We start from the raw sequence: 23,380 nt of genomic DNA, 5'->3' as shown, positions 1-23,380 counted from the left end.
TTTGCGTAATGATCGATCTTAGTTGTAAGCGACAAATTTGCTATTAAGGCCTCGGGAATGAAGCCTAAGAGCTGTTTTACGGTGATACTATGATCTTTGAAAATGGCCATATCTCTTTGATTTACAGCATTAATATACTTAAAATCAACGATAAAAACAAATAAATAATTGACAATCAGATAGTTAAATAAAAAAAACAACACATCTCTAAACAAAAAAGTCGGAAGATTAATCTTCCGACCATTCGTGGCTTGTCACCGGCTCTATCGTTATAGATTTTCAAGTATTTTACTTTTGTTTTATTTTCGATAAATCGAGTTTGCGTACAGCAATTTTAGCTTCTTCTACCTTTTTCAAAATAAATGGATCGCTGGAGTGGTCTTTTACGCTATCGCTTATAATAGCCCCACTACCGTAGCCGTAAATTATATTGCTTTTTGTTTTTTTAATAGCAGGCATATAAATCCTTTCTTTATACATCAAATATAGCATTTTACTTTTTCTTCACCAAAAATGCTTCATAGTTCACATTCCGTTGAAAAGTGTATGCCATATCATCAATAACACCAAACACGTCAAACTCCATGTTAATTTCTTCTATCGATGCGTTAATTGCTATTTGATAAAGCCGTGTTCTTACAGGTGTACTTCCCTTTGCATAAATAAAATGATTTCCATAGTGAATGCAAAAATCTATGATAGTATAAGCGGTTGTCGCAAGGACAACATCTCTATCGCCATTATCGCTAATTGTAAGGTCGCTTTTTCCGCCATTTGGGTCTACATCAACCAGTGAAAGGTTGTAAATTGTCGGCTCATCTTGAATAAGTCCAAACGTGACCATTTTTTTAATCCGACCATTAGGCCCGTCGCTGTAAAATTCATAATTCTGAAAGTCTTTGGTTAGGTAGCTATAACGAGGTAGATTCATTTATACTGATAATGATAAGGTTGTATTGAGGGGCTCAATTTGCGACCTCAAATTGTTAAATAATTCTTTGATAAACAAGCCTACCGTTCCGTTTATGGTTAGCCCCCCCAGCATGACTTTTTTTCCACTATCACCTCCTCCCGCCAATCCCGCCTGAAACATTTCCCTCTCCGCAACGTCTAATAAATCAAATACTTAAGCACGCAGCCAAAATACCCGCTTAAATAAACTTATATTGGCATAGTGCTTGAAACAGTATATTTGTATATATAAAACTGATAGCCAACCCCTATTTAATATGCTTGCGGCTTGCCGGGGCTGACAATATGGCGTTCACCTATCCTTAACCGAACGTATTGATGAGTTTCGATCCTTTTGATTTTAAAAACACTGCTGCTATAAATGAAGATTCTGAATTCTTCCCGCTGATGTCCTCAGAGGACGAAGAAGAGATGAATAACGAGCAGGTTCCTGATATTTTAGCTATCCTCCCACTGCGCAACACCGTGTTATTTCCCGGCGTAGTGATACCTATTACCGTAGGCCGCGATAAATCCATCAAACTGATACGCGATGCCAACAAAGGCAAGCGCCTTATTGGTGTGGTTGCCCAGCAGGATGTAAGTATAGAAGACCCAAACTTCAGCCAGCTGAACCGTGTGGGCACTATTGCCCTGATCATAAAAATGCTGCAAATGCCCGATGGTAATACCACCGTGATATTGCAGGGCAAAAAGCGTTTTGTTTTAAAGGATGAGGTACAAAGCGAACCTTACATTAAAGCGACAGTTGAGCCTTTTAAAGAGGTAAAGCCGAAGGAAGATAAAGAATTTAAAGCCATGGTATCGTCTGTAAAAGACATGGCCATGAACATTATACAGCTATCGCCAAACATCCCCAGCGAAGCCGGCATTGCTATCCGCAATATCGAGAGCACCAACTTCCTTATCAATTTCATATCATCCAATATGAATGCGGATATGGCGGCCAAGCAAAACCTGCTGGAAACCGCCAGCCTGCGCGACAGGATAAACATGGTGCTGGAACATTTGACCTTAGACCTGCAGATGCTGGAGCTGAAGAACCAGATTCAAACCAAGGTACGCGTAGACCTGGACAAGCAGCAGCGCGATTACTTCCTGAACCAGCAGCTGAAAACCATACAGGAAGAACTGGGCGGCACCTCTCCCGATCTGGAGATAGAGAACCTACGCCAACGTGCTTTAAAGAAAAAATGGAGCAAGGAAGTGAAGACCCAGTTTGCTAAAGAGCTGGAAAAACTTACCCGCACCAACCCTGCCGCCGCCGATTATTCGGTGCAGATAAACTATCTGGAACTATTGCTGGATTTGCCCTGGAACGAGTTCACCAAAGATAACTTCGACCTTAAACGCGCCCAAAAGGTGCTGGATAAAGATCACTTTGGCCTTGATAAAGTAAAGCAGCGAATCATCGAATACCTCGCCGTGCTGAAGTTGAAGCATGACATGAAAGCGCCTATCCTTTGTTTGGTCGGCCCTCCGGGGGTTGGTAAAACATCATTAGGTAAATCTATCGCCAAAGCTTTAGGCCGTAAATACGTGCGCATGGCCCTTGGCGGCGTGCGCGATGAAGCCGAGATACGCGGGCACCGTAAAACCTATATAGGTGCTATGCCGGGTAGGATCATCCAGTCGGTAAAGAAAGCCGGCGCAGCCAATCCGGTATTTATTCTGGATGAGATAGATAAGGTAAGCAACGATTTCCGTGGCGATCCATCCTCGGCCCTGCTGGAAGTATTGGACCCTGAGCAGAACAGCACTTTTTACGATAACTACGTGGAGATGGATTTCGACTTGTCGAACATCATGTTCATCGCTACCGCAAATTCTTTAAGCAGCATACAGCCGGCTTTGCTGGATCGTATGGAAATCATCGAAGTGAACGGTTACACTATCGAAGAAAAGATTGAGATAGCCAAACGCCACCTGGTGCCCAAGCAGCGCGAAGCCCACGGCTTAAACAATAAGCAGGTAATCATCAAAAACGAGATAGTAGAACGGTTGATAGAAGATTACACCCGCGAATCGGGTGTGCGTGCGTTGGAAAAACGCATCGGTTCGGTAGTACGCGGCGTTGCCAAAAACATCGCCATGGAAGAAGAATACAATCCTGCGGTGAATAAAAAGGACGTGATAAAAATATTGGGCGCACCTTTTTACGATAAGGACCTATACGAAAACAACGACATCGCAGGCGTAGTAACAGGCTTAGCCTGGACATCTGTAGGCGGCGACATCCTGTTTATAGAATCGAGCCTGAGTCCCGGCAACGGAAAGCTTACGCTGACCGGTAGTTTGGGCGATGTAATGAAGGAGTCGGTTACCATTGCGCTGGCTTATCTGCGCGCACATGCAGGTGCTTTTGATATCAACCCAAAACTGTTCGAGCAATGGGACGTACACGTTCACGTACCCGCAGGCGCTACCCCTAAGGATGGCCCTTCGGCAGGCGTTACCATGCTTACGGCTTTGGTTTCGGCATTTACGCAGCGCAAATTAAAACCGCATTTAGCCATGACGGGCGAGATAACACTTCGCGGTCGTGTGTTGCCTGTTGGCGGTATCAAGGAGAAAATACTGGCTGCCAAACGCGCCAATATCAAGGAGATTATCCTTTGCAAATCGAACCAGAAAGATATCCTGGAGATAAAAGAAGATTATATTAAGGATTTGAAATTCCACTACGTAACCGATATGAAGGAAGTAGTTGAACTGGCCCTGCTTAATGAAAAGGTAAGCAACGCGCTGGATTTGACCGTGAAAGAAAAAGAAGCTAAGCCGGTGGTGAATTAATCTTCCCGAAAATGCATTTTGAAAGCAGCGCAATTGTGCTGCTTTTTTTATGGCTAGATAATTTCGTAGTAATGCCTAAATTGCCACTACATGCGTATTCTGCCTTTAAAATATTTAACACTCTTTCTTTCTGTTGTTTTTGTTTGCCTTGTGTTTACCGCCACGGCGCAAAACACTATTAGCGGTACAGTGCGGGATGATAAGGGTCTAACCCTGCCGGGTGTAACGATTTTTCTATCGGGCACAAAAGCTATTACAGCTGCCGATAATAACGGGAAATTCCATTTAACAAATATTGCCCCGGGATCCTATACGCTTACGGCGAGGTTTATCGGCTTCCAAACGTTCACCCTGGCAGTAACTGTTACAAAAGATGTAGCAGTCGATATAAAGCTGCTGCCTGCTGTAAACCAGCTATCCGAAGTAAAAATCACAGCATACTCAGAAGAGTATTTCCTTAAATTCCGGCAGTATTTCCTTGGCACTACGCCGAATGCCGAAAAATGCACCATCCTTAATAAGGAAGCCCTCCATTTTCATTTCGATAAAGCCAGCAATACGCTTACCGTTACTGCCGACGATTTCTTAGAGATAGAGAACAAAGCCCTGGGCTATAAGATAAAGTATCTGCTACAGGCATTCCGGCTGAATGTTGATGAAAACTTATTGAGCTATCAGGGGCAATCGGTATTTGAAGAACTAAAACCCGCAAACCCGAAAGAGCCTGATACATGGAAACAAAACCGCGACCAGGCCTACCGGGGCTCGCTCTTTCATTTCCTTAAATCTGTTTACATGGGCACGTTAAAGAAGGATGGCTATATGGTTTATACCATTTTGAACAAAACAAAGCCCGGCGAAACAAGCGATGGCAAAGCAATGCGGCCCGACCGCAAGCCCCTAAAGGCCGATTCGCTGATGAAAGCGATTGATAGCGACTTTAAAACTTTTAACCAGCTGCACAGCCTGTTTGTAGTATATACCATGTACGAGCCTGATGCGTATTCAGGCGCAGGAGGCGAGTATGGCGTAAAAATGACCACCCGTTGGAACACTTTCCCAAAGGGGCAATATTCTATGCTGAGCTTTTTAGCTCCGGATATAGTAGTAGATAAGCACGGTTATTATAGCCCGCCAGATGCTTTAGCCGTAGAGGGTCATATGGGATCCGAACAAATTGCCGACCTTAACCCTTTGGAATATGGGAATTAATAATAAATTCCAGCCCACCTCCTCCCCATTTGCATATATCATCCTTAATTACCTAAATTTATAGAAAACCTTTAATCCCAATTAATTATGGACATTAACCTCGTAAACTGGCCAGCCGTTGTGGTTGCAGGCCTCTCCGCATTTGCCGTTGGTGGCATATGGTATTCACGCCCCCTTTTCGGGAATGCCTGGATGAAAGATAGCGGCCTTACCGAAGAGCAGGTAAAAGCAGGCAACAAGGGTAAGATATTCGGCTTTACGGCACTTTTCTCTGTTATCATGTCGGCCAATCTGGCTATGTTCCTGGCAGATGCCAAAACCGACCTGGCCTGGGGCGCTACAGCCGGCTTCCTGGCCGGTATCTGGACCTTCGGGGCCATAGCCACCCACAGCCTCTTCGAGCTGAAATCATGGCGGCACATCTTCATCAACGGCGGTTACAGCATAGTATCGCTAACCCTGATGGGCCTGATATTGGGCGCATGGCGGGCGCACTAATATGTCTGAACTCGAATTGTCTGAACTCGAATTTTAAGGAATTAAGGGAATTAACAGAATTTATAATCGCACGATACATAAATTCTGCAAATTTTAAAAATTCCTTTAAATTCGAGTTCAGACAAATAGCCCAAAGCTGCGTACTTTTGCGCCGCATGAAAAGCAAGGAAGAAATACTAAACAGTTATTACAGCCAGGGTGCCGATGGCATGCCCGAGATTTCCGCAGATGGTTTACTCAAAGCCATGGAAGAATATCGCCTGCAGGCCGAAGAAGCCGCATTTAACGCTGCAAAGGAATATGAGGACGACGTTATAGGTGGCAAAGAGCGCTTTGAAACCTTTGCAGACTATAAAGCAAGCCTCACCATTCCCGCCCCCGCTCCTCCCGAACCCACAGAGGCCGAAACCATCCAATTTATGGCAGATAGCATCCTGGAGATGTTTATCCCGCATGATAAAAGCATAAAAACCATCTCTTTCGATATTCGCAGCAGCGGGAAAGGCTACACCGTGAACTACACAAAAGGGCAAGATGAGCGATGGGCATTTATCGGATATACACTCAACCCTTCCCTTTAGAATTTCATTATCAGATTCTAGTTCTATTAGAATTTAGGTTTTCTCTTTTAGAATTTGAGCCTACTGCACATTCGCTACTTTAAACGGCTTTACGTCTACGCTTTCCCATATTTTTTGGGTGATGTAAGGTTCGCTCATTTTCCAGGCCTCTAATTGCTCTTCGGTCTCGAATTGCAGCACCATCACCGAGCCTATCATTTTGCCATCGTCATTTAATATCGCTCCGCCCAAAATGTAGTTTCCGCTTGCCTTAAGCGCAACTGCGCCATCCAGGTGATGCGGGCGCACGCCCATGCGGCGGTTAAGCGCGCCTTCGTCGGTATAATCGTAGCCGGTAACGAGGTATTGGTTCATATTGGTTTTGTTTAAAAGTATAATCTATAGCGTTTGGGTTACAAATTAATTGAAAAACCTGTAGATATGCCTATAAAATAACTGTGAGTTTTACATTATATTTGTTTCTTAAACCATTACGCCATTATGAGAGAACAACTACAGCAGGAATTTTTAGCACACTACGGTAAAGAACATCAATATACATACTTTTCGCCGGGCAGGGTAAACCTCATTGGCGAGCATATCGATTACAACGGCGGCCTGGTTATGCCTTGCGCGGTTACCTTAGGTACTTACCTGCTTTTGGCCCCAAATAATGAGGGTGTTTTCCGTTTCAAAAGCGTAAACTTTAAAGAGACTGCGGAGATTGCCGTAGGATCCAGCAATGCCAAAAAGGAGGAACTTTGGTTCAACTACCCTACCGGTGTTATCGAACATTTTAATAAAGATGGCAAGCAATTGCAGGGCCTGGATATGCTATATTACGGCAATATCCCCATCGCTTCGGGCCTGTCTTCTTCAGCTTCTATCGAAGTTGTAACCGCTTTTGCTTTAAACGATTTGTTCGATGCGGGCTATACCAAACTGGAGTTGGTAAAATTGGCCAAATGGGTAGAGAATGTATTCATAGGCCTGCAAAGCGGCATTATGGACCAGTTTTCGGTTGCCTTCGGCGAAAAGGACAAAGCCCTGATGCTGAATTGCGATACGCTGGATTACCAGGCGGTAGACAGCAACCTGGGCGATTACCTGCTGGCTATCATCAACACCAACAAGCCCCGCAAACTGGCCGAATCTAAATACAACGAACGCGTGCAGGAATGCGATACCGCCCTGGCTGCCTTGCAACAGGAACTGGATATCAAATACCTCTGCGATATAAATACCGAAACATTCAATAAACATAAGCACCTGATTACTGATGCTACAGTATTGAACCGCGCTACCCATGTGGTTGAAGAAAACGACCGTGTAAAATTGGCCGCTAAGGCCCTAAGCAACAACGATCTTGCCGAATTTGGCAAGCTGATGTACGCGTCGCACCATTCTTTAAGTACCCTTTACGAAGTAAGCGGTAAGGAACTGGATACCGTAGTAGAGTTTTGCAAACCCAATAAGGACGTTATCGGCGCCCGTATGACCGGTGCCGGCTTCGGTGGCTGTGCAATAGCCCTGGTTAAAAAAGATGCCTTCGACAAATTCAGTGCCGAAGTAAGCGAATACTATACCAAAGAAGTGGGTTATGCGCCATCGGTTTATAGCTCGCTCATCGGCAATGGTGTTGGTTTGCTGGATGAAGTGGTGGCGCATGCTTAGCAATTCTGCCTTGCATGCGCCGTTGACTCACCCCGACGGCACTATCGTGCGTCGACCCTCTCTGCTTCGCAAAGAAGGTAAAAAGGTGTAGCTAACCCTCTTTGCGAAGCAGAGAGGGTCGGGCAGTCCCCACAGCTGTGGGGAGGGTGAGTCAACTCGCGACGCGGACATACGGATATGTTTCGAACACATCGCATGTTCAAGTGTCCACACTTGAACATGAGCATTTGTAAACGTCCACGCTTACACTAACAAAACTCGTGAGCGGGGACGCTCACCAAGGTTATTGCGACAAGTGTGGACACTTGGCGCGGCGTTGTTTTTTTAAATCCCATGCGCAAACTCAAATTAGACGAACTTAACCGAGCCACTGTAGCAGAATTTCAGCAGCAGGATAAGCTGCCGGTAGTGGTGGTGCTGGATAACGTGCGCAGCATGCACAACATCGGGTCGATATTCCGTACATCTGATGCTTTGGCTGCTACGGCGGTTTATCTTTGCGGCATAACGGCTCAACCCCCGCATCGCGAAATCGAAAAAACGGCCCTCGGTGCCACGCAATCCGTTACCTGGGAATACTTTGAAGATACGCTTGCGGCGATAGCAAAACTCCGTGCAGCGGGGTATAAAATAGTAGCCATAGAACAGGCCGAGAACAGCACCATGCTGACTGATTTCGTGCCTTCGGCAGGTGAAAAATATGCGCTGATATTTGGCAACGAGGTAAACGGCGTAAGCGAGGAAGCGATGCAATTGATAGATACCTGCATCGAGATACCGCAATTCGGCACCAAGCATTCCTTCAATATCGTGGTATCGGCAGGCATCGTTCTCTGGGATTTTTATTCCAAAATTGCCCGGGGATAGCCTGATGTAAGATTTTTTGCGTAGTTTTAGCTAAGCCTAAAGCTGTTTATCAGAATGAAACTACCCCTACACCTTACATCCGCAAAATGCGGCAACGCCTGCCAATCCTTAGTCCTTACTACATTCATAGCTACGGCATTGCTCTTGGGCAATGTTCACCAAGCCTGCTCGCAATCGGAGAGCGGCTATAACCTGCTTTGGCGCATAAGCGGCAAAGGCCTCAGCAAGCCCTCGTACCTTTTCGGCACCATGCATGTTAAAGACAAACGCGCCTTCGCTTTCAGCGATTCGGTGATACTGGCCATGCAAAACTGCGGTACTTTCGCCCTCGAAACACATCCCGACAGTATTATTAAAAGGATGTTCGTAACCATGCGCGGGCAGGATAGCCTCCGCAGCGTACGCAGGCTGCTCAGTAAAGACGATTACGACAAGCTTGCCCAGCGTTTCGAGAAAAAGAACGGCTACCCAATGGGCGATATCGACCCTGTACAAGCCGAATCCATGCTCACGCCCGAGCGGGAAAAACCCGATGATAAGAAAGCCTTTTTGGATGCGTACCTGTTTGGCGTGGCTCGTACCATGCATAAAAACACTTTTGGCCTGGAGGATGCTGCCAAACAATTCGACGATTACTACAGTTCAGATAATCCCGAGCTTAGAGACAGGCTCAGCGCTTTATTGAAAGACGATGATGAAGAAGGGCAGCTGGAGGAAACGGAAGACATGATAACTGTTTACAGTACCGGCAATTTAAATAACATAGTGGAATACCTTGGTGATGACCGGCTTGACGACTCTGTCCTCATTGTGCGCAACAACGTAATGGTAAACAGCATGATAAAGTACATGCCTGCCGACGGCTTATTTACCGCAGTAGGCGTTGCGCACTTGCCCGGCAATAATGGCATCATTGCGCTGCTGAGGAAGCAGGGTTATACGCTAACACCTGTCGGTGCCAATTTCAGCAATATTGCCGATAAGTACAATACTGATTACACCAGGCTTAAATGGGAAACCTTTACCGATGAAGGCCGCGGTTATTCCGTGGATTTGCCTTTTGCGCCAATCCAAACAGACGTGCTGATGGGCATGAACACCGTGATTTACCCGGATGTAGCCAACGATATTTTTTTAGGAGCGTATGCCCTGCTGCAAGGGGCGGGCACTAAGCCAAGGAGCCAGCAGGTAGTGATATCTGAGATTATCAAGGGGCTAAAAGGGAAACCAGGCAATCGCATCCTGGTTAATAAAACAGTAATTGTAAACGGGCTCAAAGCAACCGATGTAACCGTTGATACCGGCGAAGGCACGGGCCTGCGCTACCGCATGTTCTTCAAAAACAATATGCTATACTGCCTGTATGCCGGCAACACGCTCGTAAACCTCAACCAGGCCTATGCCGACAGGTTCTTCAACTCATTTAAGGCCTTTAAAGCAGTGCCGCAGCGCCCAAAAGATTGGATCACGTTAACAAAGGACACCGGCGCGTTCAGTATAAATTTACCCGTGCAGCCGCAGTTTATGCAAAAGGAGCTGCCAACCCAGACCAGTGCAGGCAATATGGTGATGAAGATCTACATGGCTACCGATACCGTAAAGCTAGAGAATTACCTGCTTCGCTATAACGATTACCCAAGCGGCCTGTATCTCGCGAGTGCCGAAAAAGCTTTCGAATCCATCATAGAAGAATTCAAAACAAAGGGGATTATCATCACCAGCACTAAAAATATAACCAAAGATGGCGAACCGGGCATGGATGTAGCCTTCACCATGAAAGATTATCATTGCCGCGTACAATTATTTGCCCGGGGCAACCGCATCTACCTGCTGCTGAAACAAAACCTTAGCCCGGGAACGCCCCTGGGTACCGACGACGACTTTCTCTCCTCCTTTAAATTCACCCCTTACCTGGTGCCTGCTTTGCATACTTATGATTTCGAAGGCGGAAACTTCACAAGCAAAAGTTTCGACGACATGAAGGTAGAGAAAGATTCTACGCCCAATTACCGCGCATTTTTTTACGGTAAAGGGACGGCCTACTCGGTTAACCGTACGTCGGGCGCATTATACAGCATCGAACATGCTAACATCAGCAAATACTACCGTGCAAAAAATGCCGACTCGGTGTACAATACCCTGATACCCGAATTCGTGACTTATACCGATACCTTGCTCAAAGTAGATACCATCAAAGTGAACGGGCTAACCGGGAGGGAATTTATTACCCGGGAGAAAGAAGGCACGACGAGGAAACGGTTCCGCTTATTCCTCGACAACGGCGACATGTTCTACATCACCGGTCACCAAAGCAATGCAGAGATAAACAGCGATATAGAAAACCAGTTTTATAATTCGATAATCAAAACGCATGATACCGCACCTATCGACCTCGCATCCTCAAAAGCGGAGCTGATTGCGCAAGACTTATTTTCTGCGGATTCCGTAACGCGCGATCAGGCTATCGGCGCGTTATCCTATTACGAGTTCGACAAAGATGAGCTGCCTTATGTGTACGCCGCCATGCAAAAAAGCTTCCCGGATGATTCCACAAGCTATGGGTCGCGCGGAAAATTGCTGCGCCTGCTTAGCACGGTGCATGACGATAACACCGCAGCCGAACTCAAAAAGCTTTACGTCTCGCCCGATGTGAACGAAAGCATCAAAAAAGTGGCGCTTAATGTACTGGCCAACAACAAAATAAAAGACGGTTTCAGCACTTATCTGGATTTATTGACGAATTACAAACCCCTGGAAACCGATGGGCTGTACCAGCTTTTTAGCCCGTTATACGATACGTTGGATTATGTTACCGCCAACTATAGCAAGATAGCGCCGCTACTAAAAAACGCCAATTACCGCGGCAGCATGCTGGTGTTGTTCAACGAAATGCTTACCACCGACAACAAAGCAAAGTACGCAGGCTTCGTCGCCGCGCATTTTGATGAATTGACAGCATTTGCCAACCGGGACCTGAAAGAATACCTTGCGCACCGCGACAGTATATACAACTTATCCAATACCCCGTACCATTATCTACAGCTGATGAAGGCTGTTAAAAACAAACCGCTTACGGCAGGTTTTACTGCTGCTTTGATAAAAGGCGGCCGCCCGGAGGATTATCTGAGCGAGGCCATAATCACCCGCCTGCAAAATAAATTACCGGTGCAGCAACAGGTAATAAATAGCGTTTTGGATTCTATTGGGCTGCGGTATAGCTTACTGGAGGCACTTAACCAGGAGAAGATGCTATCCCGCGCCCCGCTTAAATACCGCACGCAAGCCGCGTTCGCCAAAACATCGTTGTATAGCTACATAGAGGGGCAGGATGATGATAATGGCAGCCCAAGCGATATTACCCTGCTTGGCACCCTAACAGAAAAACTGAACACCTACTATGTGTTTAAATTCAATACAGCTTATAGTGACGAAGGCGCCGAATATGTCGCCATCTGCGGGCCTTATAAAACCGGGTCTACTGCGTTGGATTTCAAAAGCTACCGGGCTTATACCAATTGGGATAAAAAAGAGGTCAACTGGCAAAAGCAAGCCAGGAAGATGATCCCGGATTTGAAAAAATCTGTAGCTGAGGATTTGAAAAGGTAATAATCCTGCTAAATTAGCAAGCTATGAACGCCCTCGCCAAAAAACTGCTTATGAAGCCCGGCCAAACATGGCTGGTTTTAGATCCGCCGGAAGATTATTTGGCTGCCTTAGAGCCGCTACCCGATGGAGTAACACTGGTGTTTACCATAGATAAACCGGTTGATGGCATACAACTATTCGTAAAGATGAGCACCGAACTTGCTGCGGGGCTGGCAGATATCAAACCGATACTGAAGCCGGAGACGGTTTTGTGGGTTATCTACCCTAAGAAAAACAAAGGCATCGATACTGATCTGGAGATGATGAGCGGATGGGATGTATCTAAAGAATACGGCTTGCGGCCGGTAGCCTCCGCCGCCATCAACGATACCTGGACCACCCTCCGCTTCCGCCCGGAAGTGCTGGTAAAACAGTCAGAGTTTCGCAACGATGCGGTTAAGCAGAACGACTATTCGGCGTATATCAACCCGGAAACAAAGCAGGTAACACTGCCCGCCGATGTAGCCGAAGCCATGTCGGCAGTGCCCGAAAGCATCGGGGTTTACGATAAATTGGCCTATTCGCACCGCAAAGAATACGTGGTTTGGATACTCTCTGCCAAGCAGGAGCAAACCCGACTTAACCGTATTACCAAAATGATAGAGATGTTGCTGGCCGGTAAGAAGAATCCTTCGGAGAAATAATCTCCCTTCACAATTAAAACTATTCTGAAAATAAATTTTTGGTTTCTCTTGTTTTATTAAACACATACTCTACATTTGTAGAGTGTAATATATACTTGTAGAGCAATATGAAATTATCTAAAGCCGAAGAACAATTGATGGAGCATTTATGGTCGCTGCAAAAGGCCTTTATGAAGGACATTTTAGAGTGCTATGGCGAACCCAAACCTGCTACCACCACCATTGCCACTATGCTGAAACGAATGGCTGACAAAGGTTTTGTAGGCTATAAGCTCTTCGGCAACTCAAGGGAATATCACCCGCTGATAGCTAAGGCGGCCTATTTCTCTACCCATGTAAACGGATTGATCAAAACATTCTTCAATAACTCCGCATCGCAGTTTGCGTCGTTCTTTACTCGTGAGACCAATTTATCTGCCGGCGAACTGGAGGACCTTAAAAAAATAATTGAACAGGAAATTAATAAAAAGAAAAAATGATAGCATACCTCATCAAATCGGCTTTTTGTTTAACACTGCTATTGGCCATGTATCATCTTTTATTAGAGAAAGAGGCCATCCATAAATTCAAGCGCACATTCTTATTGGTAAGCCTGTTATTCGGTATTGCCATACCGCTCATTAGTATCAATGTTGCTATGCCCGAATCCCCGGTTGCCGATATAGTGCGGCTTGCGCCGGTCGCCGGGTTTATGCATGATGATACGGCAAACCTAATCATCTCCCCAGGCACAACCGTTGTTATCACTCCGCCGCAGGGTTTATTATTGGAAGATTACCTGCTCATTATTTATATAGGGATAACCGCAATTTTTTTGCTTCGCTTTGGCACCAATCTGATTGCTATACTGATCAAAGCCCGGCGCAACGAACACGTGTCTATCGATGGCGGTACGCTGGTTTTAATGAACGAATCCATCACCCCCAATAGCTTTTTGCAATACATTTTTGTAAACCGGGATGAATTCCTAAGCCATCGGCTCGAACCTGAATTACTTATGCACGAGTTGGTGCATGTTCGCCAAAAACATTCATTAGATATTATCCTTATTGAATTGCTCAAAACCATACTCTGGTTTAACCCGCTGTTTATCCTCTATAAAAAAGCCATTCAGCTTAACCACGAGTTTTTAGCAGATGAGGGCGTCATTAAAGCCAATATAGATATCAAAGGCTATCAAAACTTGCTGTTAACCAAAGTTGGGCTACAACCCAATTATACGCTGGCCAGCAATTTCAATTATTCTGTAACCAAAAAACGATTGATCATGATGAAACATTCTACCTCCAAACTTAAGGCTGTTGCAAAAGGGTTTGCACTGCTCCCTTTGATGCTAATAATAGCAATTGTAATATGTGTGAAAGCTGAAGCAAAAATTGAACTGCCGTCAGTTCTAAATCCGCACACGGCAAAAGCAGATACACTTAAACCCTCAAAACAAACTCCAACCGTTGTAAATCGCGATTATATCAGCCCCGATAGTGTTATTATTCACTACACTCGTAAAGATGGCAGCAAAGTTACCAAAAAGCTTAGCGAGCTCCCGGCAGAAAAACAAAAGCAGTTGGGCAGCTTCGCCAGGCGGTATGTAATTGCGTCCATAAAGTACCCGTCGGTTAAACAGTTCAATGCCTGGAAAAACGCCTCGATGTATGGCATTTGGTTGGATGACAAGCACGTTAGTAACGATGTATTGAACAATTACGCAGCAAAAGATATTGTAATGTTTAACAACAGCAAATTGTACGGCGCAGCAAAAAAAGGCAGGCCTTACTCCTATCAGGCCGATCTTTACACGCTACCCAAATACAAACAATTAAAAGCTGAGAACGAGGCCGACAATAAAAAGCCCCGAAAAATGATCAATATCTACTCCACCGAAGTGCTGGACTAAACTGCTTAGGTCAACTAATCAAAAAAGCGCCCTTTTGGGGCGCTTTAATTTTTATGATGGGCTTAAGATTAGGGCTTAGTAAAATACCTGCTCAAACTGGTTCACGGCATCCTTGCTTTCCAGGTTGCTGTGGCCCATTAAAAACTCGTCAACTTTGCGTGCGGCTTCGCGGCCTTCAGATATGGCCCAAACCACTAAGGATTGCCCGCGGCGCATATCGCCTGCTGCAAACACCTTGCTTACGTTGGTGCGGTAAACGCCTTCTTTGGCTTTAACGTTCTTACGTTCGTCAAGGGCCACATTCAATTGCTGCAAAGCACCATCGAACTGTGGGTTTACGAAACCCATAGCCAAAAACACACGCTGGCAAGGTATTTCGCGTTCGCTGCCTTCTACTTCGCTGAATTTTACCGGGCGGCCCATCAGGTCAATCTCCCAGCTTACATCCACTACTTTCAATGCACGCAATTCGCCGTTCTCGTCGCCCAAAAATTCTTTGGTATTAATGCCCCAAAAACGTTCAACGCCTTCTTCGTGGCTGCTGGTGGTTTTAAGCACCATTGGGTAAGTTGGCCATGGCATGTGCGCGGTGCGCTGCTCTGGTGGCTGCACCATTACCTCAAACTGCCTTACCGATTTTGCACCCTGGCGGTTAGATGTACCTACGCAGTCGCTGCCGGTATCGCCACCGCCAATTACCACCACATCTTTACCCGAGGTTAGGATGTCTTCGCCCTGTACTTCTGTATTGCTAACGCGCTTGTTCTGTTGTTTTAAAAACTCCATGGCAAAGTAAACGCCCTTTAAGTCCCTGCCAGGGATAGGCAAATTACGCGGGATGGTAGATCCGCCTGCCAAAACAACCGCATCGTGGCTACGCACAATCTCGTCTGCTGGAATATCTTTACCGATCTCGGTATTGCATTTAAAGGTGATACCATCCTCTTCCATGATCTGGATACGGCGGTCTATCACCCATTTTTCTAACTTAAAATCGGGAATGCCGTAACGCAGCAAACCACCCGGGCGGTCGTCGCGTTCAAAAACGGTAACCTTGTGGCCGGCCTTGGCTAACTGCGCAGCGGCAGCCAAACCTGCAGGCCCGGAGCCCACTACGGCAACGTTTTTACCCGATTTGATCAGCGGCGCAGTAGGTTTAACCATGTTTTTAGAGTAAGCAACCTCAATGATGTGCTTCTCTATCTCCTCAATAGCAACCGGTGGCTTATTGATGCCCAGTACGCATGCCGATTCGCACGGTGCGGGGCAAATTCTGCCGGTAAACTCGGGGAAGTTATTGGTTGATGATAGTATCTGGTATGCCTCGCCCCAGTTTTTGCGATACACGGCATCGTTAAACTCGGGGATAACGTTACCCAGCGGACAGCCGCTATGGCAAAACGGGATACCGCAGTTCATGCAGCGTGCGCTTTGCTGGTTCAATTTCTCTTCGGGATACAAACCAACAAACTCGTTATAGTTTTTCAAACGCTCGGTAACCGGCGTTTTTTGGGGAAGCTCCCTGTTAAATTCCTGAAATCCTGTAGGTTTTCCCATGATTATCCTATAGCTTGTAATTGTTGTTTCTCTAATACTTTTTTGTACTCTTTTGGATAAACCTTAACGAACTGTGCAGATGCTTCTTTCCAGTTTTTAAGGATGCCCTGGGCAACTTTACTGCCCGTTAAGTGGATATGCTTTTTAAGCAAGGCGGTAATCTGCTCTTCATCCTGCACAGATAGCGGATCCAGATCTACCATCTCCTTATTGCAGTTGTCGGCAAAGGTGCCGTTAGGGTTGTATATCCAGGCTATACCACCGCTCATGCCGGCAGCAAAGTTACGGCCTGTTTCGCCCAGGATTAATGCACGGCCGCCGGTCATGTACTCGCAACCGTGGTCGCCAATGCCCTCTACAACGGTGGTAGCACCGGAGTTACGTACCGCGAAACGCTCGCCGGCCATACCGCGCACGAACAACTCGCCGGATGTTGCGCCGTAAAGCGCTACGTTACCAATGATGATGTTCTCCTCGGGGTTGAAGGTGGCATTCGCAGCCGGGTAAACTGCTAATTGAGCGCCTGATAAGCCCTTGCCCACGTAGTCGTTGCCCTCGCCTTCCAGCTCAAAGGAAACACCTTTGGTGGTGAACGCGCCAAAGCTTTGCCCTGCCGAGCCTTTGAATTTGTAGTTAATGGTATTATCGGGCAATCCTGCCGAGCCGTATCGCTTAGATATCTCGTTAGACAGCAGGGTACCTATGGTACGGTCTACGTTCTTCACATCGAACGTGGCAAATACCGGTGTTTTATCTTCTAAAGCTGTTTTTGCATGCTCCAGCAGTTTCCAATCGATAATGGCATCCATACCATGGTCTTGCTTCTCGCTGTTATAAAGCGTCATGCCCTTGGTATTGTTCATGGGGTGCAATATGCCGCTCAGGTCAACCTTTTTGGCTTTCCAGCTCTGGATATTATCCCGAACTTTCAGGAACTGCACGCGCCCTACCATCTCCTGGATGGTGCGGAAGCCCAGCTCGGCCATGATCTCGCGCAGCTCTTCTGCCATAAAACGGAACAGGTTTACCACGTGATCAGGTTTGCCGCTAAACAGTTTCCTTAACTCAGGATCCTGCGTGGCAACGCCAACAGGGCAAGTGTTCAGGTGGCATTTACGCATCATGATACAGCCGCCTACTACCAATGCTGCGGTAGCAACGCCCCATTCCTCGGCACCTAACAAGGCTGCTATGGCCAAATCGCGACCAGTTTTCAACTGACCGTCTGTCTGTAGCACCACGCGGCTGCGCAGTTTATTGCGCACCAATGTTTGGTGTGCTTCGGACAAGCCAAGCTCCCAAGGCAAACCGGCGTGTTTTACCGAACTAATCGGCGATGCACCCGTACCGCCATCGTAGCCGGCAATTAAAATAACATCTGCGTGTGCTTTTGCTACACCCGCAGCTATAGTGCCAACGCCTGCTTTTGATACCAGCTTTACGTTGATACGGGCAGCGCGGTTAGCGTTCTTTAAATCGAAAATCAATTGCGCCAAATCCTCTATCGAATAAATGTCGTGGTGAGGAGGAGGCGATATCAAACCCACGCCCGGTGTAGAGTGGCGTGTTTTGGCAATCCAATCGTCAACCTTATGGCCCGGCAGTTGCCCACCTTCGCCCGGTTTTGCGCCTTGTGCCATTTTTATCTGCAGCTCATCGGCATTGGTCAAATAGTTTGAGGTTACCCCAAAACGACCTGATGCCACTTGTTTGATAGCAGAACGCATCGAATCGCCGTTTGGCAGTTTATCGTAGCGTATCTCGTCTTCGCCACCTTCGCCGGTATTGCTTTTGCCGCCAATGCGGTTCATGGCAATAGCCATCAGGCTGTGCGCCTCGTGCGAGATAGAACCGAACGACATGGCACCCGTAGCAAAACGCGTCATGATGCTCTCTATCGGTTCAACTTCATCAATGCTGATGGCTTCGCGATGGTGCGCAAAATCAAGCAGGCCGCGTATGGTGTAATGCTTCTCAGTTTGCTCGTTTATTTTAGCCGCGTAAGTTTTGTAAACAGCATAGCTGTTACTGCGGGTTGCATGTTGCAGAAGGTGAACGGTCTCCGGGTTGAAAAGGTGAGCCTCTCCCCTACGTTTCCACTGATAGATACCACCCTCGGGCAATAATCTAACATCTGTTTTAGAGCTGCCGAAACCGATTTTGTGTTTGCAAAGCGCCTCACGGGCAATCTCATCCAGGCCTAAACCGCCAATACGGGTTATACCGCCCGAGAAATATTTATCTACTACGGCTTTGTTGATACCCAGTATCTCGAACACCTGCGAACCATGGTAAGATTGCAGCGTAGAGATACCCATTTTAGAGAATATCTTCAGCAAGCCATCGTTAACCGATTTTACGTAGTTTTTGTAAAGGGTCTTCAGATCGAGGTTGGTTTCCAGGCTGCCGTTATCCTTCAGCGTTTCTATGGTAGAAAGCGCCAGGTATGGGTTAATGGCCGTAGCACCGAAGGCCAGCAAGGTGGCGAAGTGGTGTACCTCCCAAACGTCGCCGGTTTCTACAACCAAACCTACCGCACCGCGGCGGCCTTTTTTAATTAAGTGGTGATGCACGGCTGATACCGCTAAAAGCATCGGGATTGGCGCGTGCTCAGAATCTACGGCACGGTCGCTCAATATCAACACCTCAAAACCGTCGTCAACCGCATCTTCGGCGTAGCGGCAAAGCCTGGCTATACCTTTTTCCAGCGAACCCGGCATGCCATCGGCATTGAAGTAGGTTTGCAGGGTTTTAGCGTGGAACAAGCCGGTATCTATACTGCGCAGTTTCTCTAACTGGTGGTTCTTTAATATCGGGTGATCGAGCACCACGCAATGGCAATGCATTTTATCTTCATCTAACAGGTTGCCGTTGTTACCGATGAAGGTAGCCAAACTCATTACCAAACGCTCGCGGATAGGGTCTATCGGCGGGTTGGTAACCTGGGCGAAGAATTGCTTGAAGTAGCTCGACAAGTGCTGTGGCTTATCTGAAAGAATAGCCAAAGGTACATCGGTACCCATAGAGCCTACCGGCTCCTTCCCATCAAGCGCCATCGGTTTAATGATGGTATCGATATCCTCGCGGCTGTAGCCGAATACCTGCTGGTAACGGAAAACCGAATCGGGCGACAAGCTGGCGAAAGCCAAACGTGGCTCAGACAGGTTGCTGAGGCGTATCTTATAATTATCCAGCCAGCGGCCGTAAGGCTGCTGCGAAGTTACTTGTTTCTTTATCTCATCGTCGGTGATGATCTTTCCTTTTTCGGTATCGATCAGCAACATTTTGCCGGGCTGCAAACGGCCCTTGCGCAATACGGTGCTCTCATCTATTGCTAAGGTACCGGCTTCAGATGCGGCAATAACGCGGCCATCGTTGGTGATCACATAACGCAATGGGCGCAAGCCGTTCCTGTCTAACAGGGCGCCTACCAGTTTACCATCGGTAAAGGTAATGGCGGCAGGGCCATCCCATGGCTCCATTAAAGTAGCGTGGAATTCGTAGAAGGCCTTTTTAACCGGGTCCATCTGTTCGTTGCCATCCCAGGCCTCTGGTATCAGCATCATCATTACGTGCGGCAACGAGCGGCCGGTGTGCAGCAATATCTCGATGATGTTATCCAAACAGGCAGAATCCGACTGGTTGTTATCAATCACCGGCAGCAGCATCTCCATTTCTTCGGCCGTGAAGTAGCTGGAAACGTAGGATTTCAAACCGGCATAAAACCAGTTTAAGTTACCGGTAAGCGTGTTTATCTCGCCGTTGTGCGCTATCAGGCGGAATGGCTGTGCCAGTTTCCACGATGGGAACGTATTGGTAGAGAAACGCGAGTGTATCATGGCAAAGCCAGATGCGATACGCGGATCGTTAAGGTCAGTGAAATACTGGCGTAACTGGTAGGTAGTTACCTGGCCCTTATAAATAATGGTTTTGCAGCTTAGCGATGTAAAGTAAAAATACTCACCGGCGGCAGGCACCGTTTCGTTTACGGTTTTGTTGATGTAACGCCTTAATATATACAGCTTGCGCTCAAAATCATCGGCATTGGTAATATGGTGCGGGCGGGAGACGAACAATTGCTCCACATCAGGCTCGGCCTGGCGGGCGGTTTCGCCTATAGCTGCAGAATCGACCGCCACCTTACGGTAGCCGAGCTTATGCAGCCCCATCTTTTCTATCGCATTAGTAATAATTACTCGGCATGCCTTTTTCAAGGCGGGCTCTTTGGGCAAGAATATCATACCTACGCCATACTCGCCCGGTTCGGGCAAGTTAATTTCGAGGTTAGCACATTCTTCCATAAAAAATTCGTGGGGGAGCTGGATTAAGATACCTGCGCCGTCGCCCGATAAAGGGTCGCAGCCGCATGCGCCGCGGTGCTCCATGTTCTCTAACATGGTCAACGCATCATCAATAATATGGTATGATTTATGTCCGTTTATATTGGTTATAAACCCAGTTCCGCAAGAATCGTGTTCAAATTCCGGCCGGTAAAGGCCCTGCTGGTTGCCATCGGTTTGATCCATCGTATTATCCGATTTTTTGTAATTCGGGTAATAACGAAGTTAACGAATTATAATATTCTTAGAAAACCCCTACTAATTTTTTAAATATTATTAAAAAAAATACATTTTAACGTTAATTTATTATTAAGTCGACAAAAATCATGTACATTATATATGAAATTTCAAATTTTTTTTGATTGTTTCATATGCACACATAGTAAATAAAGTTATTAAAGTAATTTTGCCCAAAGCACATAACATCATATAATATATGCCTGGCAAGAATAAAGCGATTTTTTTAGATAGAGACGGAGTACTGAACAAAGAGATGGGCGACTATGTTTGCCGGGTAGAAGATTTCCACATCCTGGATAATTTTGATGCCTTAAAAACGCTTCAGGATAAGGGATACCTTTTATTGGTAGCCACCAACCAGGGCGGTATTGCAAAAGGCTGGTACGACCTTGCCGAACTGGGCAAAATGCACGCCCTGCTTAAACAAACTTACCAGGAGCATGGGGTAGAAATAACCGACTTTTTCTTTTGCCCCCACCACCCCAACTTTACCGGCGACTGCGATTGCCGCAAACCAAAACCGGGCCTGCTGTTGCAAGGCATCGCCAAGTACGACCTCGACCCGTCGAAATCCTATTTCATCGGCGATCGCGAGCGCGACGTAGAGGCTGGCACCTCGGCAGGCGTTACCGGAATTTTGATTGACAGCGACCAGCCGATAGCAACAGTGCTGGACCAGATAGCGTAGCTTAGTGTACCCCTGTTTTTTCAGTTTGACAGCTGTTCTCCATTAAGGTAGCGTAGCGGAATAAAAGGCACCTATTTTTTTACGATTTTCTCGGAAAAGCACCGATTTTTATCGGGTAAAATAGGCAGGTAACGGATAGTGTACGTGCAAATTCAAAACCAAATAGTTGTAAGGTTAAAAACAATTTTTCCGAATTATCCTTTAACACGGTAATGGCATTATCTAAATCCTTAAAAGATTACGACAGCTTGCTGGCTTGCGCGGCGGCTTTTTTTATCATTTGCGTATTTACCAGCTACAGTGGCATCGGTATCTCGCCCGATTCTATCATGTACACCAGCGCTGCGCGTAGCCTGGCGGAAAATGGCACGCTGAATACCTTTAACCATATCCCCATCGTAGATTTCCCGGTATTTTACCCCCTTTTTTTGGGGACGATACGCATAACTACCGGCATCGACCCTGTGGCTTTCGGTGCCATACTCAATAGTATATTATACGCTTCCTTATTATATACCAGCGGCTGGATCATGAACCGCTTTGTACCTGCATCGCAATTATATAAATGGCTGATGCTGGCCGCCATAGTACTGAGCCCCGGTTTACTGCAGATATACACCTACTTATGGTCGGAAACGCTGTTCATACTCGAAGTGCTTTTCTTCCTTATCGCCTTTAAGGAGTACCTCAATACCCACGCAGGCAAGTGGCTAATAATAGCCGCAGCAATAGCCGCTGTAGGCTGCGTAACCCGCTATGCAGCCGTCACCATAGTAGGCACAGGCGGCCTGTTGCTATTGCTGGATAGGACGCTGACCATTAAAAAGAAGATAATACACATATTGATATACGGCTTTATATGTATATCGCTGCTGGTGAGTAACCTGGTTTACAATGCATTCCTATCGGGAACGGTAACCGGCCCGCGCGAGCCATCCATCACGCCATTTATCAAAAATGTCTACTACTTCGGCAACGTAATGTGCGATTGGATGGGCATCCCTCCCAGCCTGTATGTGCTTTCCATACCTCTTGCATCCGTAATCCTTATAGGCTTCATCGCTTCGCTGGCCTATAATTTTTATCGCAGGCATTTAAATAGCTACGAAAATTTAGCAATCACCTTTTCGCTGGTGTACGGTTTGTTCATCATCTTGTCGAGTACCTTTTCGCGATATGAGCGTATCAACAGCCGTTTACTCTCGCCTTTATTTATCACCGCGCTTTGGGGTTACACCAGTTGGGTGCTGCTATGGCTAAAAAGTATCCGCATAAACCACTCCCGCCTTATTATTGGTTCCGTATTTACTATATTGATGCTTGGCTTTATAGGCAAGGAGTTTTTGATAGACTATGTCCGCTACAGCGACCAGGTGAAAGACGAGTACGGCAACCCAGGCTACACGGATAACAGCTGGCAGGAATCGGAAATGGCCAATTACCTGCGCACGATGGATAAGAAAATGTTCGATCCGCAGGTAATCATCTACACCGATGCGCACGAGGCGGTGTACTTTTTCTCGGGACTATCATCGTACCTGGTGCCGCACAAATTCTTTAAGGAAGATATCAAGGAGTTTTATGAGACCCCACATTTCTACCTCATCTGGTTCAAGCCCTTGGAAAACCCGGAAGTAATGACCTTAAAGGAGATTCAACAACGCAAAAACCTTAAATTGATAAAACAGTTTGCGGATGGAGCAATATATGAGTGTGATGAGAGGGGTCTGAACCGTTGATTTTAATGATTAAATGATTCCGCTGATTCAAAATCTATTTAACAATTGTGGAATCAG

General features: G+C 46.6%; 17 protein-coding genes. 12 read left to right on the top strand and 5 right to left on the bottom strand.

Annotated elements, in window-relative coordinates:
• Window positions 1–288 precede the first annotated feature (288 nt).
• Window positions 289–459 carry a hypothetical protein gene (locus AC1DXC_RS25145; RefSeq protein WP_477461935.1) on the bottom strand — a complete coding sequence of 57 codons (171 nt, stop codon included), beginning with the start codon at window positions 457–459 and terminating at the stop codon, window positions 289–291.
• Window positions 460–493: 34 nt separating this feature from the next.
• A complete protein-coding gene (locus AC1DXC_RS25140; RefSeq protein WP_477461934.1) occupies window positions 494–931 on the bottom strand; it encodes a DUF6934 family protein in 438 nt (145 codons plus the stop codon).
• A 359-nt stretch (window positions 932–1,290) separates the two neighbouring features.
• Here AC1DXC_RS25140 and lon point away from each other — a divergent pair, with 359 nt between their 5' ends.
• From lon to AC1DXC_RS25120, 4 genes are all read left to right on the top strand, one after another.
• Window positions 1,291–3,765 carry an endopeptidase La gene (lon, locus tag AC1DXC_RS25135; RefSeq protein ID WP_477461933.1) on the top strand — a complete coding sequence of 825 codons (2,475 nt, stop codon included), beginning with the start codon at window positions 1,291–1,293 and terminating at the stop codon, window positions 3,763–3,765.
• Between the two features lie 90 nt (window positions 3,766–3,855).
• The gene (locus tag AC1DXC_RS25130) at window positions 3,856–4,977 is read left to right on the top strand and encodes a carboxypeptidase-like regulatory domain-containing protein (protein WP_477461932.1); all 1,122 of its coding nucleotides are present in this window, start codon (window positions 3,856–3,858) and stop codon (window positions 4,975–4,977) included.
• 87 nt (window positions 4,978–5,064) lie between these two features.
• Window positions 5,065–5,475 carry a DUF1761 domain-containing protein gene (locus tag AC1DXC_RS25125; protein ID WP_477461931.1) on the top strand — a complete coding sequence of 137 codons (411 nt, stop codon included), beginning with the start codon at window positions 5,065–5,067 and terminating at the stop codon, window positions 5,473–5,475.
• Window positions 5,476–5,630: 155 nt separating this feature from the next.
• Window positions 5,631–6,056: a hypothetical protein gene (locus AC1DXC_RS25120; RefSeq protein ID WP_477461930.1), complete on the top strand. Its 426-nt coding sequence runs from the start codon at window positions 5,631–5,633 to the stop codon at window positions 6,054–6,056.
• Between the two features lie 60 nt (window positions 6,057–6,116).
• Here AC1DXC_RS25120 and AC1DXC_RS25115 read toward each other — a convergent pair whose 3' ends face one another.
• A complete protein-coding gene (locus AC1DXC_RS25115; RefSeq protein ID WP_477461929.1) occupies window positions 6,117–6,410 on the bottom strand; it encodes a YciI family protein in 294 nt (97 codons plus the stop codon).
• A gap of 126 nt (window positions 6,411–6,536) precedes the next feature.
• On the opposite strand from AC1DXC_RS25115, the gene AC1DXC_RS25110 reads away from it, so the two are divergent.
• From AC1DXC_RS25110 to AC1DXC_RS25085, 6 genes are all read left to right on the top strand, one after another.
• A complete protein-coding gene (locus AC1DXC_RS25110) occupies window positions 6,537–7,709 on the top strand; it encodes a galactokinase (RefSeq protein ID WP_477461928.1) in 1,173 nt (390 codons plus the stop codon).
• A gap of 333 nt (window positions 7,710–8,042) precedes the next feature.
• Window positions 8,043–8,576 (top strand): RNA methyltransferase, encoded by a 534-nt coding sequence (locus AC1DXC_RS25105; protein WP_477461927.1) that lies wholly within the window; start codon window positions 8,043–8,045, stop codon window positions 8,574–8,576.
• A 54-nt stretch (window positions 8,577–8,630) separates the two neighbouring features.
• Window positions 8,631–12,182: a TraB/GumN family protein gene (locus AC1DXC_RS25100; RefSeq protein ID WP_477461926.1), complete on the top strand. Its 3,552-nt coding sequence runs from the start codon at window positions 8,631–8,633 to the stop codon at window positions 12,180–12,182.
• Window positions 12,183–12,205: 23 nt separating this feature from the next.
• A complete protein-coding gene (locus tag AC1DXC_RS25095) occupies window positions 12,206–12,865 on the top strand; it encodes a YdeI/OmpD-associated family protein (RefSeq protein ID WP_477461925.1) in 660 nt (219 codons plus the stop codon).
• Window positions 12,866–12,972: 107 nt separating this feature from the next.
• Window positions 12,973–13,344: a BlaI/MecI/CopY family transcriptional regulator gene (locus AC1DXC_RS25090; RefSeq protein WP_477461924.1), complete on the top strand. Its 372-nt coding sequence runs from the start codon at window positions 12,973–12,975 to the stop codon at window positions 13,342–13,344.
• On the top strand, window positions 13,341–14,759 hold the full coding sequence (locus AC1DXC_RS25085) for a M56 family metallopeptidase (RefSeq protein WP_477461923.1): 1,419 nt from the start codon (window positions 13,341–13,343) through the stop codon (window positions 14,757–14,759). The genes AC1DXC_RS25090 and AC1DXC_RS25085 overlap by 4 nt, the downstream gene beginning before the upstream one ends.
• Before the next feature lie 75 nt (window positions 14,760–14,834).
• Here the strand turns inward: AC1DXC_RS25085 and AC1DXC_RS25080 are convergent, their stop codons facing one another.
• Both AC1DXC_RS25080 and gltB read right to left on the bottom strand, forming a co-directional pair.
• Complete coding sequence (locus AC1DXC_RS25080; protein WP_477461922.1) at window positions 14,835–16,316, bottom strand: glutamate synthase subunit beta; 1,482 nt, start codon at window positions 16,314–16,316, stop codon at window positions 14,835–14,837.
• 2 nt (window positions 16,317–16,318) lie between these two features.
• Complete coding sequence (gene gltB, locus AC1DXC_RS25075) at window positions 16,319–20,842, bottom strand: glutamate synthase large subunit (protein ID WP_477461921.1); 4,524 nt, start codon at window positions 20,840–20,842, stop codon at window positions 16,319–16,321.
• A 250-nt stretch (window positions 20,843–21,092) separates the two neighbouring features.
• Between gltB and AC1DXC_RS25070 the strand changes: the two genes are divergently transcribed.
• Window positions 21,093–21,584: a D-glycero-alpha-D-manno-heptose-1,7-bisphosphate 7-phosphatase gene (locus AC1DXC_RS25070; protein ID WP_477461920.1), complete on the top strand. Its 492-nt coding sequence runs from the start codon at window positions 21,093–21,095 to the stop codon at window positions 21,582–21,584.
• 212 nt (window positions 21,585–21,796) lie between these two features.
• Window positions 21,797–23,323 carry a hypothetical protein gene (locus tag AC1DXC_RS25065; protein ID WP_477461919.1) on the top strand — a complete coding sequence of 509 codons (1,527 nt, stop codon included), beginning with the start codon at window positions 21,797–21,799 and terminating at the stop codon, window positions 23,321–23,323.
• The last annotated feature ends 57 nt before the right edge of the window (window positions 23,324–23,380 follow it).

The organism is Mucilaginibacter sp. P2_D11 (genome assembly GCF_056404435.1).
The sequence above is the reverse complement of the archived record's forward strand: the minus strand, read 5'-3'. Positions and strand labels throughout refer to the sequence as shown.

What these genes read in the sequence shown, in the direction of transcription:
- AC1DXC_RS25145 (WP_477461935.1), bottom strand. Translation starts at nt 459, where the DNA reads ATGCCTGCTATTAAAAAAACAAAAAGCAATATAATTTACGGCTACGGT.
- AC1DXC_RS25140 (WP_477461934.1), bottom strand. Translation starts at nt 931, where the DNA reads ATGAATCTACCTCGTTATAGCTACCTAACCAAAGACTTTCAGAATTAT.
- lon (WP_477461933.1), top strand. Translation starts at nt 1,291, where the DNA reads ATGAGTTTCGATCCTTTTGATTTTAAAAACACTGCTGCTATAAATGAA.
- AC1DXC_RS25130 (WP_477461932.1), top strand. Translation starts at nt 3,856, where the DNA reads ATGCGTATTCTGCCTTTAAAATATTTAACACTCTTTCTTTCTGTTGTT.
- AC1DXC_RS25125 (WP_477461931.1), top strand. Translation starts at nt 5,065, where the DNA reads ATGGACATTAACCTCGTAAACTGGCCAGCCGTTGTGGTTGCAGGCCTC.
- AC1DXC_RS25120 (WP_477461930.1), top strand. Translation starts at nt 5,631, where the DNA reads ATGAAAAGCAAGGAAGAAATACTAAACAGTTATTACAGCCAGGGTGCC.
- AC1DXC_RS25115 (WP_477461929.1), bottom strand. Translation starts at nt 6,410, where the DNA reads ATGAACCAATACCTCGTTACCGGCTACGATTATACCGACGAAGGCGCG.
- AC1DXC_RS25110 (WP_477461928.1), top strand. Translation starts at nt 6,537, where the DNA reads ATGAGAGAACAACTACAGCAGGAATTTTTAGCACACTACGGTAAAGAA.
- AC1DXC_RS25105 (WP_477461927.1), top strand. Translation starts at nt 8,043, where the DNA reads ATGCGCAAACTCAAATTAGACGAACTTAACCGAGCCACTGTAGCAGAA.
- AC1DXC_RS25100 (WP_477461926.1), top strand. Translation starts at nt 8,631, where the DNA reads ATGAAACTACCCCTACACCTTACATCCGCAAAATGCGGCAACGCCTGC.
- AC1DXC_RS25095 (WP_477461925.1), top strand. Translation starts at nt 12,206, where the DNA reads ATGAACGCCCTCGCCAAAAAACTGCTTATGAAGCCCGGCCAAACATGG.
- AC1DXC_RS25090 (WP_477461924.1), top strand. Translation starts at nt 12,973, where the DNA reads ATGAAATTATCTAAAGCCGAAGAACAATTGATGGAGCATTTATGGTCG.
- AC1DXC_RS25085 (WP_477461923.1), top strand. Translation starts at nt 13,341, where the DNA reads ATGATAGCATACCTCATCAAATCGGCTTTTTGTTTAACACTGCTATTG.
- AC1DXC_RS25080 (WP_477461922.1), bottom strand. Translation starts at nt 16,316, where the DNA reads ATGGGAAAACCTACAGGATTTCAGGAATTTAACAGGGAGCTTCCCCAA.
- gltB (WP_477461921.1), bottom strand. Translation starts at nt 20,842, where the DNA reads ATGGATCAAACCGATGGCAACCAGCAGGGCCTTTACCGGCCGGAATTT.
- AC1DXC_RS25070 (WP_477461920.1), top strand. Translation starts at nt 21,093, where the DNA reads ATGCCTGGCAAGAATAAAGCGATTTTTTTAGATAGAGACGGAGTACTG.
- AC1DXC_RS25065 (WP_477461919.1), top strand. Translation starts at nt 21,797, where the DNA reads ATGGCATTATCTAAATCCTTAAAAGATTACGACAGCTTGCTGGCTTGC.